This window comes from Streptomyces sp. C1-1 (genome assembly GCF_050214755.1).
Lineage (GTDB): Bacteria > Actinomycetota > Actinomycetes > Streptomycetales > Streptomycetaceae > Streptomyces.
In genome coordinates this window covers 7,806,583-7,822,288 of sequence record NZ_CP189826.1, presented here as the reverse complement: position 1 = coordinate 7,822,288, position 15,706 = coordinate 7,806,583, and the positions used below count along the sequence as shown (strand labels likewise).

14 protein-coding genes are annotated in these 15,706 nt (G+C 71.7%); 6 read left to right on the top strand and 8 right to left on the bottom strand.

Translation table 11 applies throughout. The features are described from left to right. Positions 1-55: 55 nt before the first annotated feature. Both ACQF4J_RS35555 and ACQF4J_RS35550 read left to right on the top strand, forming a co-directional pair. Positions 56-988, top strand: a complete 933-nt coding sequence (locus ACQF4J_RS35555) for an N-acetyltransferase family protein (protein ID WP_427167649.1) — start codon at positions 56-58, stop codon at positions 986-988. Continuing rightward, a complete protein-coding gene (locus ACQF4J_RS35550) occupies positions 969-1,469 on the top strand; it encodes a DUF402 domain-containing protein (protein ID WP_351574614.1) in 501 nt (166 codons plus the stop codon). Before ACQF4J_RS35555 ends, ACQF4J_RS35550 begins: the two co-directional genes overlap by 20 nt. A gap of 3 nt (positions 1,470-1,472) precedes the next feature. Here ACQF4J_RS35550 and ACQF4J_RS35545 read toward each other — a convergent pair whose 3' ends face one another. Further along, positions 1,473-2,114: a class I SAM-dependent methyltransferase gene (locus ACQF4J_RS35545; RefSeq protein ID WP_427167648.1), complete on the bottom strand. Its 642-nt coding sequence runs from the start codon at positions 2,112-2,114 to the stop codon at positions 1,473-1,475. A 139-nt stretch (positions 2,115-2,253) separates the two neighbouring features. Between ACQF4J_RS35545 and ACQF4J_RS35540 the strand changes: the two genes are divergently transcribed. Continuing rightward, on the top strand, positions 2,254-2,388 hold the full coding sequence (locus ACQF4J_RS35540; RefSeq protein WP_351574608.1) for a hypothetical protein: 135 nt from the start codon (positions 2,254-2,256) through the stop codon (positions 2,386-2,388). Between the two features lie 22 nt (positions 2,389-2,410). On the opposite strand, the gene ACQF4J_RS35535 is transcribed toward ACQF4J_RS35540, so the two are convergent. After that, positions 2,411-2,860, bottom strand: a complete 450-nt coding sequence (locus tag ACQF4J_RS35535) for a GNAT family N-acetyltransferase (RefSeq protein WP_351574605.1) — start codon at positions 2,858-2,860, stop codon at positions 2,411-2,413. Between the two features lie 165 nt (positions 2,861-3,025). Between ACQF4J_RS35535 and ACQF4J_RS35530 the strand changes: the two genes are divergently transcribed. Continuing rightward, on the top strand, positions 3,026-4,000 hold the full coding sequence (locus tag ACQF4J_RS35530) for a lytic polysaccharide monooxygenase auxiliary activity family 9 protein (RefSeq protein ID WP_427167647.1): 975 nt from the start codon (positions 3,026-3,028) through the stop codon (positions 3,998-4,000). Between the two features lie 61 nt (positions 4,001-4,061). On the opposite strand, the gene ACQF4J_RS35525 is transcribed toward ACQF4J_RS35530, so the two are convergent. Both ACQF4J_RS35525 and ACQF4J_RS35520 read right to left on the bottom strand, forming a co-directional pair. Then, positions 4,062-4,922: an esterase/lipase family protein gene (locus tag ACQF4J_RS35525; protein WP_351803524.1), complete on the bottom strand. Its 861-nt coding sequence runs from the start codon at positions 4,920-4,922 to the stop codon at positions 4,062-4,064. A 172-nt stretch (positions 4,923-5,094) separates the two neighbouring features. Beyond that, the gene (locus ACQF4J_RS35520) at positions 5,095-5,541 is read right to left on the bottom strand and encodes a MarR family winged helix-turn-helix transcriptional regulator (RefSeq protein ID WP_427167646.1); all 447 of its coding nucleotides are present in this window, start codon (positions 5,539-5,541) and stop codon (positions 5,095-5,097) included. 100 nt (positions 5,542-5,641) lie between these two features. Between ACQF4J_RS35520 and ACQF4J_RS35515 the strand changes: the two genes are divergently transcribed. Next, a complete protein-coding gene (locus tag ACQF4J_RS35515; RefSeq protein WP_351574595.1) occupies positions 5,642-6,016 on the top strand; it encodes a cupin domain-containing protein in 375 nt (124 codons plus the stop codon). A gap of 18 nt (positions 6,017-6,034) precedes the next feature. On the opposite strand, the gene ACQF4J_RS35510 is transcribed toward ACQF4J_RS35515, so the two are convergent. Further along, the gene (locus ACQF4J_RS35510; RefSeq protein ID WP_351803526.1) at positions 6,035-7,003 is read right to left on the bottom strand and encodes a DNA polymerase Y family protein; all 969 of its coding nucleotides are present in this window, start codon (positions 7,001-7,003) and stop codon (positions 6,035-6,037) included. Further along, positions 7,000-10,515: a DNA polymerase III subunit alpha gene (locus tag ACQF4J_RS35505; protein WP_351574590.1), complete on the bottom strand. Its 3,516-nt coding sequence runs from the start codon at positions 10,513-10,515 to the stop codon at positions 7,000-7,002. The genes ACQF4J_RS35510 and ACQF4J_RS35505 overlap by 4 nt, the downstream gene beginning before the upstream one ends. Positions 10,516-10,666: 151 nt before the next feature. Here ACQF4J_RS35505 and ACQF4J_RS35500 point away from each other — a divergent pair, with 151 nt between their 5' ends. Beyond that, positions 10,667-11,737: a DUF3533 domain-containing protein gene (locus ACQF4J_RS35500; RefSeq protein ID WP_351803530.1), complete on the top strand. Its 1,071-nt coding sequence runs from the start codon at positions 10,667-10,669 to the stop codon at positions 11,735-11,737. On the opposite strand, the gene adhE is transcribed toward ACQF4J_RS35500, so the two are convergent. Together adhE and ACQF4J_RS35490 are read right to left on the bottom strand one after the other, a co-directional pair. Next, on the bottom strand, positions 11,725-14,319 hold the full coding sequence (gene adhE / locus ACQF4J_RS35495; protein WP_427167645.1) for a bifunctional acetaldehyde-CoA/alcohol dehydrogenase: 2,595 nt from the start codon (positions 14,317-14,319) through the stop codon (positions 11,725-11,727). The two genes, ACQF4J_RS35500 and adhE, sit on opposite strands and share 13 nt — an antisense overlap. 195 nt (positions 14,320-14,514) lie before the next feature. Next, positions 14,515-15,594 carry a S1 family peptidase gene (locus ACQF4J_RS35490; RefSeq protein WP_427167644.1) on the bottom strand — a complete coding sequence of 360 codons (1,080 nt, stop codon included), beginning with the start codon at positions 15,592-15,594 and terminating at the stop codon, positions 14,515-14,517. Between the last annotated feature and the right edge of the window lie 112 nt (positions 15,595-15,706).

The following is a 15,706-nucleotide window of genomic DNA, read 5'->3' as shown; positions in this document are numbered from 1 at the left end:
CACCCGCCGGAAAATGGGGCGCGCCGGTGGTGTCCCCCACGTAGCGTGCGCCCACATGACAGTGAACGTGCGCGACCTGCGTCCCGACGACCCCACCGATGTCGAGGCCTTCTCCCGGGTGCGGCACCTCGCCCTGCCGTACATCCTGTGGACTCCGGCCGCCATCCTCCACAACCTCGCCCACACCCCCGCCGAGGCCCGCTTCAGGTCCCTGGTGGCGGAGGAGGAGGGCGAGGTGATCGGCACGGCCCAGGTGCACCTGGCGCACGAGAGTCCGGAGCCGGGCCAGGGCATGCTCAACATCTACGTACGCCCCGACCGCGTCCACCGCGGCGCGGGCACGCACCTGGTGCGCGCGGCGGAGCGGCACCTGACGGAACACGGCGCCACGAAGCTGCTGGCCTGGGTGCTGGACGAGCCGGCCAACCGCGCCTTCGCCGAGGGGCACGGCTACCGGCCCAGCCGCTCCGCCCACTTCCTGCGGCTCGACCTCACCACCGGCACGCTGCCGCCGTTGCAGTCGCCGCCGCCGGGCGTGGAGTTGCGCTCGGCGGCCGACTTCGCGGACGATCCGCGGCCGCTGTTCGAACTGGACGCGGAGACGGTGTCGGACGAGCCGAGCGACGTCGACACCGAGCTGACGGACTACGAGGCCTGGGTCGAGCAGACCTGGAACCACCCCTCGCTCGACCGGGAGCTGACGTCGGTCGCGTTCGTCGACGGACGTCCCGCCGCCTTCAGCATCGCCTACACGGACCGTGCGACCGGCCGCTACGCCACCGCGATGACCGGCACGGCCCGCGCCCACCGCGGCCGGGGACTGGCCAAGCTCGCCAAGAACGCCTCGCTGCACCGCGCCCGTGCGGCCGGCTTCCGGGAGGCCCACACGGGCAACGACACCGACAACGGCCCGATGCTCGCGATCAACAAGTGGTTCGGGTACGAGATCGTCGCGTCGGAGGTGCGCTATGTCCGCGAACTCGGCTGATCCCGAGGGCCGGTTGACCGTCGTCCTCGTCAAGGCGGGCCGTACGAAGATCCGTTACGACGCCGGGCTGCTCGGTGACGACGGCAACCGGATCGCCGTGCGCGCCGCCTGGGCGGGCACCGGCACCCGCGACTTCGGCTTCGTACGCTTCGAGGAGGGTGACGTCTTCACCGAGTACTACTGGCGGGACCGGTGGTACGCGGTGAAGGAGGTCCGGGACGGCGCGGGGGCGCTGAAGGGCTGGTACTGCGACATCACCCGCCCGGCGGTCCTCTCCGGCTCGGAGCTGGTCGTCGAGGACCTCGACCTGGACCTGTGGCGGTCCGCCGACGGCACGGACGTGCGCCGTCTGGACGAGGACGAGTTCGCGGACAGCGGCCTGCGGGATACGGACCCGGCGGCCGCGGCCGCCGCGGTGGCCGCCCTGGAGGAGTTGGAGGCGCTGGCCCGCGGCGACGGCTTCGGCGCGCTTCTGGCCTGAGTCCTACTCCGGGACCGCCACCACCGCGTACCGCTCGTCCTCGACCTCCTTGCCCCACAGCGCCGTCTCCTGCGACAGCCGCTCCAGCCGGACGTGCCCGGTGAGCGGCGCGAGAAGGGCCGTGAGGTCGTCGGCGGGTATGCCGGCGGGGCTGACCGTCCCCCACACCCCCTCGACCAGCACGAGCCGGCCGCCCGGACGCAGCAGGCCGCGCCAGTGCCGCAGGGCCCGGCCCGGGTCGGGCAGGGCCCACAGCACGTGCCGTACGAGGACGACGTCGAAGCGCTGCTCGCCCACCGGGGGCGCCGCCGCGTCACCGAGGAGGAACACCGCGTCACGGCCGGCCAGCTTGGCCCGCGCGAGACCGACCATGGCCGCAGAACCGTCCACGCCGGTGACGCGGTGTCCCTGCTCGGCCGCGAGGAGCGACAGACTGCCGGTGCCGCAGCCGAGATCCAGGACGTCGCAGGCGCGCTGCGGCAGCCAGGCGCTCAGCCGCCGCGCCCATGCCCGCCGCACCTCCGGGTCGCGCAGGCCGTGGTCCGGCTCGTCGTCGAAGGAGGCGGCCTGCGCGTCCCAGTCCACGCCGGCGGCCGTGTCCGTCCCGGTCGACGCCCTGTTCAGACCTTCACTGTGATCCGTCATGAGCCCAAGAGTGACACCCGCCACTGACAGTCGAATCGTGACAGCCGCCACTGACAGACCCGCACCGATGAGTCACCCTCCCGGGAAAGGTCTACCTCCGTGAGAACGCGGAACTTGGTAGGCACTGAAGGAGGCAGCCATGCGCCGGACCACTGTGCAGAAGCCCCTGAAGAAGACGGACTCGCGCAGGGTCCGGGAAGAGGCCGACGAGCGTCCCGCGGGACGCCCGGAGGTGCGCAAGGACATCGCGCGAACGTGGTGGCCGGACGGCTGAGGCCGCCCGGCGGTGCCGGTCGTCAGTCCAGCCGCTTGCGGTAGTGGATGCGGTCGTACGGGCCGCTTGCCCACCGCCCCACGACCTCGTAGCCGAACTTCGGGTAGATCTGCTGGTTCTCGTGCATCAGGGCGTTCGTGTAGAGCCTGACCTCGGGAAGACCGAGCGCACGCGCGCGTGCGTCCACGAAGTGCAGCAGTCGTCGCCCCACGCCCCTGCCGTGCGCGTCGGGGTGGACGGCGATGCTGTCGAGGAACAGGTGGTCGTCGTGTTCCTCCAGGACGACGAGGCCGATGACGGGCTCTCCCGTCACGAACACCTTTCCCGCGGCGACGTTCGCGGCGTGGTCCGCCTCCATGGGCACCGGCACCACCCCGATCCGTTCGATGTAGCGGTGGTACGCGGCGTCGGTCACGGCCTTCACGGCCGCCACGTCGGAGTCGACGGCCGCCCGGATCCGCTCATCTCCCATGCCGACACGGTACCTACCTGATCTCCGTCTCAGCACTCCCTTAACGCGAGCATAAGGATCTCTCGCACCCGCCCCCAGCAGGTGATTTCACGGTTTCTTGGATACGGCTCCCGATCGCTTGTGATCGGTGCCGACCAGACCGGAACCGTTCCGAGGAGATTCCGCATGCCCGCACGCCGCCGCACGGTCGCCACGATCGCCGCCCTCGGCGCCGCTCCGCTCGCCCTGACCGCCCTGGCCGCCACCCCGGCGTCGGCGCACGGGACGATGGGCGACCCGGTCAGCCGGGTCGCCCAGTGCTACGCGGAGAACCCGGAGAGCCCGAAGTCGGACGCCTGCAAGGCGGCTGTCGCGGCCGGCGGCACCCAGGCGCTCTACGACTGGAACGGCATCCGCATCGGTGACGCGAACGGCCGCCACCAGGAACTGATTCCGGACGGCAAGCTGTGCAGCGCGAACAACGAGGAGTTCAAGGGCCTGGACCTGGCGCGCGCGGACTGGCCGGCGACGAGCGTGCACAGCGGGTCGTACACCTTCAAGTACCGCGTGACGGCCCCGCACAAGGGCACCTTCAAGGTGTACGTCACCAAGGCGGGATACGACCCGGCCAAGCCCCTGGCCTGGTCCGACCTGGATCTGGAGCACCCGGTCGCGACGGCCACCGACCCGGCTCCCTCGGGCGGCTTCTACACCTTCTCCGGCACGCTCCCCGAGCGTGCCGGCAAGCAGCTGCTGTACGCAATCTGGCAGCGCTCGGACAGCCCGGAGGCGTTCTACTCCTGCTCCGACGTGACCTTCGGCGGGAATGCGGCGAAGCCGGCCGGCGGGGGTACGACGAACAGTTCATCGCCCGCGCCCACCGCTTCCGCGCCCTCCGACGAGCAGATCGAGGCGGGTGCCGACAAGTCGACGGTGGAGCATCACGGGCACGGCGACCAGGACGCCGCGACGTCCGCGGAGCCCACCGCGGTCAACGCCCCGCAGGCGGCCGGTGCTTCGGAGCGCCTCGCCGAGACGGGAGGCGGCGGCGAGACCCCGTACCTCGCCGTGGGCGGTGCGGCCGCTCTGGCGCTCGGTTCGGCCGCCCTGTTCGCCTCGGTCCGCCGCCGCGCGAACGACGGCGGACGGCACGGCCGCTAGTACGGCCACGAAAGAGCGGGGCCCGTCCGGCGGCTCAGGCCGGACGAGCCCCGCTCGTGCGTCAACTCAGTACCGACGCGCAGGTGGTCGCGGTGGCGTGCGCGGGGTCGAGCGCGTTGGCCACCTCGTGGAAGGCGATCCGGTCGGTGAGACCGATCAGAACGTGTTCGGAGAGGTCCAGCGAGCACAGGTTCTGGATGAGGACGTTGTGCACGTCGGAGCCGCTCAGGTACTGGCTCGTGTACGGCGTGACGACCTCGTCGTACTTGCTGGCGATGACCGTGTAGTGGACGCCGGGGACGGTGTCGCCGCCGGCGTTGAGCTTGGTGAGGAAGGCGGAACCGGCCATCTGGTCGGCGAGGCCCGGGGTGGCGGCGGAGATGAGGTCGGCGGCGCCCGGGAAGTAGGGCAGCAGCTTGATCAGTCCGTCGAGGTCGGTGCCGTGGTTGTCGGGCGCGATGCCGACCAGGGCGTTCACCTTGGCGGCTCCGCCGAGGAACTTGAGGTAGTAGCGGGGCATCATGCCGCCCTGCGAGTGGCCGACGAGGTCGGCCTTGGCGGCGCCGGTGGCGGTGAGCACCTTGTCGACGAAGGCGGAGAGCTGCCCGGCCGACTTGTCGATGGGGCCGAGGCCGTAGAAGACGGGGACGCCGGAGAGCTGGCCGTAGTCCAGGGAGAAGACGCAGTAGCCGCGGTCCTCCAGGTAGGGCGCGAGGCCCAGCCAGTTGTCGACGGAGTTGCCGAGGGTGCCGTGGACCAGGACGACGGGGCGGGGGTGGGCGGCGGAGGGCTTGCAGGAGTAGTCGTTCCACCCGCTGGAGGGTGCCGTGGCGGCGTGGGCGGTGGTGGCGGGGACGAGGGCGACCGCGGCGGTCAGCAGCACCGCGGCCAGGGGTCTGAGCACTCGTTTCCAGGGCAGCATCGTGTGATCTCCTTGCGGCTCAAGGGAGTTGCGATGGCCTTACGCCCTGTGATCCGGATCACGAAGGATGCTGTTCACTCGTCAAGTTACGGACGAGTAGTGGAAGTGTGAAGTTACGCGTCAGTAAAAACTTCCAGTGATAACCGACTCGCCGGTAGCTGCCGATGAACCGTCACCAGGCGGGCCTGATCGGACCATAGGGTGCGATGCGCCCCAATTGCTCGCGCAACACCCGCACTTCACCCTCACCGAGTACGTCCGCCCACTCCCGCACCACCTCCGCCGCGGCCGCCTCCGCGGCCCGGGTGCAGGCCCACCCCCGCTCGGTCAGCACGATCAGCCGCGCCCGCGCGTCGGCGGGATGCGCCCGCCGCTCGGCGTACCCCTTGCGCACGACCTCGTCGACGAGCTGGCTGGCGGCCTGCTTGGTGACGCCGAGATGGACGGCGAGTTCGGTCACCGTCGCCCCGTCCGGGGCGAGCCGCGTGAAGGCGAAACCGTGCGCGGGCCGCATCCCCTCGAAGCCGCGGGCGACGACGCCCTCGTTGATGCGCTGAGTGAGCTCGCCGGCGACGGCGAGCAGGGCGGCGGACAGGGCCATGGCCTCGGAGTTGTGCACGGAGGCATTGAAACACCCTTGACGAATTGGTCAAGCAGCTTGACCATAGAGTCATCCCAGATGGTCAAGCAGCTTGACCATCTTCTGTCGAAGGAGACCCATGCCCGTCGTCCGCACGTCCGAAGCCGTCACCCACGAGATCCACGGCGCCCGCTTCGTCTCGTACGCCACCCCGCGCACCGGCAGCAAGGAGCTGTGCGCCTGGCGCGGCGAGATCCCGCCCGGCACCAGGGCCCCCGCCCACACCGTCAGCCGCGAGGAGATCTTCCACCTCCTCGTCGGCGAACTGCTCGTCACGCTCGACGACCGCACCGACCGGATCAGCGCGGGCGACACGCTGATCGTCAACCCCGGAGCGACCCTGACCGTGGAGAACCCGACCGACCAGACGGCGATCTCCTGGGTCACCACGTCGATCGGCCTGGAGGCGGAGCTGGCCGACGGCACCCGGCTCACTCCGCCGTGGGCCAACTGACCCTCCGCCCGGGGGACGTCACGCCGCCAGCGCCCCCGGGATCACCGCCCCCGGCCCGAACTTCGCCCGCACCCGGTCCGCGGCCTCCTCGACGCGGCGTACCTTCTCGTCCACGGGGTCGAAGGTGAGCTGGTGGGAGGCCTGTTCGGCGGGGGTGAGGGACTCGGCGCGCAGGACGAGGGCGCGCACACGGGCGCGCTGCAGACCGAGCGCCTCGTACATGTCGTACGTCGCCCTCGTCAGGGCGGCCGAATGCGCGGTCGGCTCGCGCAGGGTGCGGGTGCGGGTCGTCGCGGTGCGGTCGGCGTAGCGCACGGTGAGGGTGAGGGTGCCGCAGACCTTGTCGAGGGCGCGGAGCCGGGCGCCCAGCTCCTCGGCGGCCGACAGCAGGGCACGGCGATGGCGGTCCGGGTCCAACTCGTCGAGAGGGAAGGGGCGTTCGGTGGCCAGGGAGCGCGAGACGCCGTTCGGGACGACCCGGCCGCGGTCGACGCCGTTCGCCTTCTCGTGCAGTTCGCGGCCCGCCCGCGCGCCGATCAGGCGCTGGAGCGTGGAGAGGGGGGCGGCCGCCACCCGGCCCAGGGTGTCGAGGCCGTACTCGCACAGGGTGCGGCTCGTCGCCGTACCGACACCGGGCAGCGCGGCCACCGGCCGGTCCGCGAGGAAATCCACCACGGCGTGCTCGGGCACCGCGCAGGTCTCCCCGGGCCGGGCGTCGCGCTGGGCCACGCGGGCGAGCATCGGCCCCGGCCCGGCCCCGATCACGCAGTCGACGCCGTGCAGGGCGAGGGCGCGGACGCGGATCACCGAGGCCAGCTCGACGGCGCTGCGCCCGAAGTACCGTTCCGCGCCCCGCAGATCGGCCAGCGCCCCGTCCGGCGGGAGCGCCTCCACGACCGGGGTGAACTCCTCCAGCAGGCCGAGCAGCCCCGGCAGAGCCGCCTCGCGCGCCGGCGGCAGCTGGAAACGTACGCACAGAACGGTCATCCCGCACTCCCCGGACTCTGGTGCCACAACTTCCTTCCCACCGCGGGCCCTTCGCCCGCGGGGCGCAGATCCGCCCAGGGGTGCATCTCGTACCCCGTGGGCATGCGGATCCTCCGGTCCTCCATCGAGTCGCGGGCCGCGGAGCCCGCGGCCGCCGGCCGCCCGTCCGAACCGGCGAGCCGCGCCGACGAGGAACCACCGCCGTCCGCCGAGGCGGAGCCGTCCCCGGCGGGCGGCTCCGCGAGCCGGGCCGCGACGCCGTCGAGCCCCTCCTCCTCGCGCACCTCCAGCAGTTCGGCGAGGTTCCAGGCGGCGGCGCCCACCACGCTCAGGCTGCGCGGCCCGCGCCGCTGCACGACCCCGCGCACCAGCAGCAGCCAGGAGTGGAAGACGGTGTGGGCGCAGGTGTCGTGGGAGTCGTCGAAGAAGGCGAGGTCGACCAGGCCCGTGCCGTCGTCCAGGGTCGAGAAGATGACCCGCTTGCCGGACCGGATCGGCGGTGTCTGGGTGGCCGCCTTCGCGCCCGCGACCAGCACCGTCTCCCCGTGCCGCGCCTCCCGCAGCCGGCGCGCCGAGACCACGCCCAACTCGTCGAGAAACGCCCGGTGGTCGTCCATCAGGTTGCGCGAGGCGTCCATCGACAGCACCCCCAGTTCGGCACTGAGCTTCTCCGCCTCCGACAGGTCCGGGAGCCCGGCCGGAGCGGTCTTGCGCCCTCCCGCCAGCGGGAGCTGGCCGCCGCCCCCGCTCCGGGCGCCCCGGTGCAGCTCGGTCAGATGCAGCTGCAGATCACGGCGGTTGGCGCCGAACGCGTCCAGGGCGCCGACCTGGGCGAGCCGCCCGGCCAGCGGCCGGCTCGGCCGGGCCCGCTCCCAGAAGTCCAGCAGTGAGGCGTACGGCTGCCCCTGGGCGATCCGCTCGGCCTCGGCCTCGCTGATGCCGTGCACGTCGGAGAGCGCCAGCCGCAGACCCCACACCCCCTCAGATTCAGACACCAGTTCGATACGGTGGGCGACCGCCGACTTGTTCACGTCCAGCGGCAGCACCGGCACCCCGCGCCGCCGCGCGTCCGCCAGCAGCAGCCGCTTCGGGTACATCCCGGGGTCGTGGGTGAGCAGCCCCGCGTAGAAGGCCGCCGGGTGATGCGCCTTCAGCCACGCCGACTGGTACGTCGGCACGGCGAAAGCGACCGCGTGCGCCTTGCAGAAGCCGTACGACCCGAAGGCCTCGACGATCCCCCAGGTGCGCTGAATCGTTTCTGCGTCATATCCGTTCGCCGCCGCGTGCTGAGCGAACCACACCTTGATCCGCCCCTGCGACTCCGGGTCGGACAGCCCGCGCCGGATCCGGTCCGCCTCGCCGCGCCCGCAGCCGGTCATGACGGCGACGATGTCGATGATCTGCTCGTGGAAGACGACGACCCCGTACGTCCCCTTCAGCGGCTCCGTCAGATCCCGGTGCGGATACCTGACCGGCGCCCGCCCGTGCCGCGCCTCGATGAACGGCCGCACCATGTCGGCGGCGACCGGTCCGGGCCGGAAGAGGGAGATGTCGACGACGAGGTCGTGGAAGGTGGCCGGCTGCAGCCGCCCCACCAGGTCCCGCTGGCCCGGCGACTCGATCTGGAAGCAGCCCAGCGTCTCGGTGGACCGGACGAGCCGGTACGTCTCCGGGTCGTCCGGCGCCAGTGCGTCCAGGTCGATCCGCTCCCCCGTCGCCCGCTCCACCTCGGCGACCGCGTGCGCCATCGCCGACTGCATCCGCACGCCCAGGACGTCGAGCTTGAGCAGGCCGAGGTCCTCCACGTCGTCCTTGTCGAACTGCGACATGGGCAGCCCCTCACCGCTGGTCGGCATGACCGGCGTACGGCCGAGCAGGGACGCGTCGGACAGCAGCACCCCGCACGGATGCATGGCGACCCCGCGCGGAAGGGCGTCCAGAGCCTCGACCAGCTCCCAGAGCCGGCCGTACCTCTCCTGCTCCCCCGCCAGCCGCCGCAGTTCGGGCAGCTCCGCCAGCGCCGCGCGGGCGTCGCGCGCCCGGATGTGCGGGAAGGACTTGGCGACCCGGTCGATCTCGGCGGGGTCCATGGACAGGGCCGCGCCCACGTCCCGGATGGCGTGACGGACACGGTAGGTCTCCGGCATCGCGACGGTGGCGACCCGTTCCTCGCCGAACCGGTCGATGATCGCGCGGTAGACCTCCAGCCGGCGCGCGGACTCCACGTCGATGTCGATGTCGGGCAGCACGACCCGCTCCTTGGACAGGAAGCGCTCCATCAGCAGCCCGTGCTCGACCGGATCGGCGTTCGCGATGCCGAGGAGGTGGTTGACCAGGGAACCGGCCCCGGAGCCGCGCGCGGCGACCCGGATGCCCATGTCCCGTACGTCGTCCACGACCTGAGCGACCGTCAGGAAGTAGGAGGCGAAGCCGTGGTGGGCGATGATGTCCAGCTCGTGGTGCATCCGCTCCCAGTACTCACGCTTTCCCGCGTGGCCGCGCAGCACCATCCCGGCTGCCGCCCGGGAGGCGAGCGCCCGCTGGGCGGTGCGGCGGCCCGCGCCGACCAGGTGCGGCTCGGGGAAGTGGACGGAGCCCATGCCGAGGTCGTCCTCGGGGTCCACCAGGCACTCGGCGGCCGTGACCCGCGTCTGCTCCAGCAGCCTGCGGGCGGTCTCGCGCCGGAAGCCCGCGGCCTCGACGACGTGCTCGGCGACCCGGGACATGTCGTCGGCGCCCTTGAGCCAGGCCGCACCGGAGTCCAGCTCCCCGGCGGGGTCGATCGGGACGAGCCGGCGGGCCGCGTCCAGGACGTCGGCGACCGGGCCGAGGCCCGGGTCGGCGTAGCGGACGGCATTGCTGAGCACCGGCCGGACGCCCTGCTCGGCGGCGAAGCCGACGGTACGGGCGGCCAGGCGCAGGGAGCCGGGTCCGGTGCCCGTGCGGCCGTGCCAGACGGCCTCCAGGCGCAGGGCGTCGCCGTAGATCTCCCGCCAGGGGGCGAGGAGCCTTTCCGCGCGGTCGGGGCGGCCGGCGGCCAGTGCCCGGCCGACGTCGGAGGCGGGGCCGAGCAGGACGGTCAGACCGTCGGCGTGGTTGGCGTCCCAGGACAGCAGGGGCAGGGCCTCGGCGGTGTGGGCGGCGGTGACCAGACGGCACAGGTCGGCCCAGCCGCGGGCGCCGTCGCGGGCCAGGAAGGTGACGCGGGGCGTCGACTCGTCGATGAAGGCGCCGCCGCGTACGGGGGTACGGCGCCTGTCCCGTCGTACCGGATCGTCCCCCCGCACCCGGGCGGGCGGCTCCACCGCCAGTTCCGCGCCGAACAGCGGACGGACACCCGCCTTCGCGCAGGCCTTGGCGAAGCGGACGGTGCCGGCGACGGTGTCACGGTCGGTGAGGGCGAGGGCGTCCATGCCCCGCTCGGCGGCGCGCTCGGCCAGCCGCTCCGGGTGGGAGGCGCCGTAGCGCAGGGAGAACCCGGAGACGGTGTGCAGATGCGTGAAACCCGGCACACGCACCTCCCGCACTCGCGAGCCCCGAACGGCTCTCGAACATCAGTTCCCGACGACACACCCACCATACCCCCATTCTCGAACACTTGTACGGCATCCGTTCGGGCGTGTCCCACCTGCGGAAACGTCCGGCAGCCTCGACGTTGGGGGCATGACGCAGACCACCGGTGCCGGCGTTCCCCCAGCTCCCCGCTCGTCCTCCTTCCTCTCCGAGGTGAAGGACGCCGTCACCCCGCGGGCCACCCTGCTGGTCATCGGTGTGATCGCCCTGCAGCTGCTGTTCATCGCCTCCTACGTGGGCGCGCTGCACGATCCCAAGCCCAGGGACGTGCCCTTCGGGGTCGTCGCGCCGCCGGCCGCGTCCCAGCAGGCGGTGGCCCGGCTTCAGAGGCTGCCGGGCTCGCCGCTGGACCCGCGCGCGGTGGCCGACGAGGCGACGGCCCGGAAGAAGATCATGAACCGGGACCTCGACGGGGCGCTGATCGTCCACCCGGCCCGGACCACCGACACGCTCCTGGTCGCCTCCGGCGGCGGCACGGTCCTCGCGACCACCCTGGAGAAGTACCTCACCGTCCTGGAGGCCTCCCAGCAGCGGACGGTCCGGACGGTGGACGTGGCACCGGCGTCCTCCCAGGACTTCGACGGGCTCACGTCCTTCTACCTGGTCGTGGGCTGGTGCGTGGGCGGCTATCTGTGCGCCTCGATCCTGGCGATCAGCACGGGCGCCCGGCCCGCCAACGCGAGCCGGGCGGCGATCCGGCTGGCCGTGATGGTGCTGGTGTCGGTGGTCGGGGGGCTCGGGGGCGCGGTGATCGTGGGACCGATCCTGGGCGCGCTGCCGGGGAGTGTGGCGGCCCTGTGGGGGCTGGGCGCGCTGGTGACCTTCGCGGTGGGGGCGGCGACGCTCGCGCTCCAGGGGGTCTTCGGGATCGTCGGCATCGGTCTGGCGATCCTGCTCGTGGTGATCGCGGGCAACCCGAGCGCGGGCGGCGCCTTCCCGCTGCCGATGCTGCCGCCGTTCTGGAAGGCGATCGGCCCGGCGCTGCCGCCGGGCGCGGGCACCTGGGTGGCCCGGTCCATCGCCTACTTCGACGGCAACGACACGACCGCCGCCCTGCTGGTGCTCTCTGCATGGGCGGCGGCCGGGATCGCGATCACGCTGGTGGCGGCGGTGCTGCGGACGAGACGTCGGGGCGGGCCCCGGCCGGCTCAGGCGCCGTAATACGCCCTGCGCATCAGCTCCCGCATGTCGTCGATCATCGGCATCCGCGGGTTGGCGGGCGCGCACTGGTCGGCGTAGGCGTTCAGGGCCTGCTGCGGGATCGCGGCGAGGAAGGCCTCCTCTTCGACTCCCTCCTCCTGGAAGGAGGCCGGGATTCCGCAGCGCTCGCGGAGGTCCTCGACCGCGCGGGCGTACGACTCCACACCTTCCTCGGGGGTCGCGGCCGGCAGACCCAGCATGCGGGCGATGTCCTGGTAGCGCTCCGGGGCGCGGTAGGTCTCGGCCTTCGGCCACGGGGTGGCCTTGTGGGTCACCTCGCCGTTGTGCCGTATGACGTGCGGCAGCAGCAGCGCGTTCGTCCGGCCGTGGGCGACGTGGAAGGTGTTGCCCAGGGTGTGCGCCATGGCGTGGACGAGACCGAGGAAGGAGTTGGCGAAGGCCATGCCGGCGATGGTCGACGCGTTGTGCATCCGCTCCCGCGCCTTGGGCGCCCGGGCCCCCTCCTTCACACAGGCCTCCAGGTTCTCGAAGATCAGCTTGATGGCCTGCAGGCACTGGCCGTCGGTGAAGTCCGAGGCGTACACCGAGACGTACGCCTCCGTCGCGTGGGTCAGGGCGTCGAAGCCGGAGTCGGCGGTGACGGTCGGCGGGAGGTTCATCGCCAGGACCGGGTCGACGATCGCCACGTGCGGGGTGAGGGCGTAGTCGGCGAGGGGGTACTTCTGGGCGGCCGAGGGGTCGGAGATGACCGCGAACGGGGTGACCTCGGAGCCGGTGCCCGACGTGGTGGGGATGGCGATCAGCTTGGCCTTGTCGCCGAGTTGGGGGAAGCGGTAGGCGCGCTTGCGGATGTCGAAGAACTTCTCCTTGGTGTCCGCGAACTCCACCTCCGGCCGCTCGTACATCAGCCACATGACCTTCGCCGCGTCCATCGGCGAGCCGCCGCCGAGCGCGATGATGGTGTCCGGCCGGAACTCCCGCATCTCGGCCGCGCCCGCCCGTACGGTGGCCAGCTCCGGGTTGGGCTCGACGTTGTCGATGTACTGCAGCAGCACCGGCTCCTCACGGGAGTTGAGGATCTCGGTGACCCGCCGGACGAAGCCGATCCGCTCCATGGTGCGGTCGGTGACGATCGTGACGCGGTGCACGTCGGGCATGGCCTTCAGATAGCGCAGGGCGCCCTTCTCGAAGTAGATCTTCGGCGGCACCTTGTACCACTGCATGTTGTTGTTGCGCCGCCCGATCCGCTTGATGTTGAGCAGGTTGACCGCGGAGACGTTGTTGGACACCGAGTTGTGCCCGTACGAGCCGCAGCCGAGGGTGAGCGAGGGCAGGAAGGCGTTGTAGACGTCGCCGATGCCGCCGAGGCTGGTCGGCGCGTTGACGATGACGCGGATCGCCTTGACCCGCTTGCCGAACTCCTCCGCCAGTTCCTCGTCCTCGGTGTGGATGGCGGCGGAGTGCCCGAGTCCGTCGAACTCGACCATCTGCATGGCCAGCCGGATTCCGTGCTCGGTGTCCTCGGCCCTCAGCGCGGCCAGCACCGGGGACAGCTTCTCCCTGGTCAGCGGTTCGCGCTCGCCGACCTCCGCGCACTCGGCGACCAGGATCGAGGTGCCCTCGGGCACGGCGAACCCGGCCTGTTCGGCGATCCAGGAGGCGGACTTGCCGACCGCCGTCGAATTCAGCCTGGCGGTGGCGCAGTTGGCGCCGTGGGCCGCGACACCGAAGAGGAACTCCTCCAGCTTCTCCTTCTCCGCCGCGGTGACGACATGGGCACCGAGCCGCTTCATCTCGGCGACACCCGCCTCGTACACCTCGGCGTCCAGGACGATCGCCTGCTCGGAGGCGCAGATCATGCCGTTGTCGAAGGCCTTGGACAGCACGATGTCGTGGATCGCCCGGGCGAGGTCGGCGTCGGCGGCGACATAGGCGGGCACGTTTCCGGCGCCGACGCCCAGGGCGGGCTTGCCGCACGAGTAGGCGGCCCGGACCATCGAGTTGCCGCCGGTGGCGAGGATGGTGGAGACGCCGTCGTGGTTCATCAGCAGCCGCGTCGCCTCCATCGACGGCTCCTCGATCCACTGCACGCAGCCCTCCGGCGCACCGGCGGCGATCGCCGCGTCCCGCACGATGCGGGCGGCCTCGCGCGAGCACTTCTGGGCGTTGGGGTGGAAGGCGAAGATGATCGGGTTGCGCGTCTTGAGGGCGATGAGGGCCTTGAAGACGGTGGTGGAGGTCGGGTTGGTGACCGGCGTCATCGCGCACACGACACCGACCGGCTCCGCGATCTCGGTGACGCCGGTGAGCTCGTCGCGGTGGACGACGCCCACCGTGCGCAGACCGCGCATCGAGTGGGTGACGTGCTCGCAGGCGAAGATGTTCTTGACCGCCTTGTCCTCGAACAGTCCGCGCCCGGTCTCCTCGACCGCCGCGCTCGCCAGCTGCCCGTGAGCGGCGAGCGCCGCGAGGGACGCCTTCTTGACGATGTGGTCGACCTGCTCCTGGTCGTACGACTCGAACCGGCCCAGCGCGTCGAGGGCGCTCTCCACCAGTTCGTTCACCCGGTCCACGACCTGCATGTCAGGCCTCCTTCGTCCCAGCCTTCTCCGACACCTCCATTCGATATCGGCGGCGATCGATCATCGATACGAGAACGGCCCCAATGAAAGGACGAAGGTCCCTGCAGGTGTGGCGGAAGGTCCCGGTGGGCGCCGGGGGAAAACGCGAGGTCCCGCCCCCTCGCACAGGGGGCGGGACCTCACGTGCGGCCGCGCTCAGCCGATCTGCGTCCCGGTGGCCGACAGGGCCTCGGTGACCGGCTGGAAGAACGTCTCGCCGCCCGAGGTGCAGTCGCCGCTGCCCCCGGACGTCAGCCCGATCGCCGCGTCGCCGTCGAACAGCGAGCCGCCGCTGTCGCCGGGCTCGGCGCACACGTCGGTCTGGATGAGCCCGCTGACCGTGCCCTCGGAGTAGTTGACGGTGGCGTTCAGACCGGTGACCGTGCCGGTGTGGACCTGGGTGGTGGAGCCGCTGCGCGTCACCTTCTCGCCCACCGTGGCCTCGGCGGCGTGCGTGATGGCCTGCGTGGAGCCGTCGTAGAGGTCGACCGCGCTCGGGTGGTCCACGCCTGCCGCGTACTTGACCAGCCCGAAGTCGTTGCCCGGGAACTGCGAGTCGGCGTTGGTGCCGATCTGCTTCCCGCTGGAGTCCGACCAGGTCGAGATCGCGTCCGTGCAGTGCCCGGCGGTGAGGAAGTACGGCTCGCCGCCCTTGGTCACGTTGAAGCCGAGCGAGCAGCGCCCGCCCGAGCCGGTGATGGCGTCTCCTCCGGCCACGAAGGGCTTGAACTCCCCCTTGGAGCGCTTGAGTTCGGCCTTGGGCCCGAGAGCGTCGACGACCTTGGACAGCTTGGCCCACGCGGCGCCCGACACCGTCCTGTCGGCGGTCACGACGACCTTGTTGCCGACCGGGTCGGTCGACCAGGACGTACCGGGGATGGAGGCGTCCTTCGTCAGTGTCGTGCGGGCGGCGTCGAGTTGGGCGAGGGAGTGCTCGACGACTCTGGCCCTGGCGCCGGCTGCCTCGACCGTGCTTGCGGCACCGCGGTCGAGGACGTTGACGACGAGGCTCTTGGTCTTCGCGTCGTAATACGTTCCCGCGGCCGCCGAACCGAGGTCGTCGCCGAGTGTCGAGGCGAGCTTTCCGGCCGCGGCGAGCGACAGTGTCCGCGGCGCGGAACTCTTCGCGGGCTCACTGGCGTTCGCAGTCTGGAAGGTGACTCCCGCGGCCACCAGCGCGGCGATGCCCGCCCCGGTCAGGGCCGCACGCCGCCTGGATATGCGTCGGTGCTTCAACTCACGTCCTCCTGTGGGGGGATGGACCCGGCCGAGGTTGTGGGGACCGCGGCGGGCCGGAAGGCGTTGAACGGCGTTCACTATTCCGAGGCCGACGGGGAGCACACAAGGG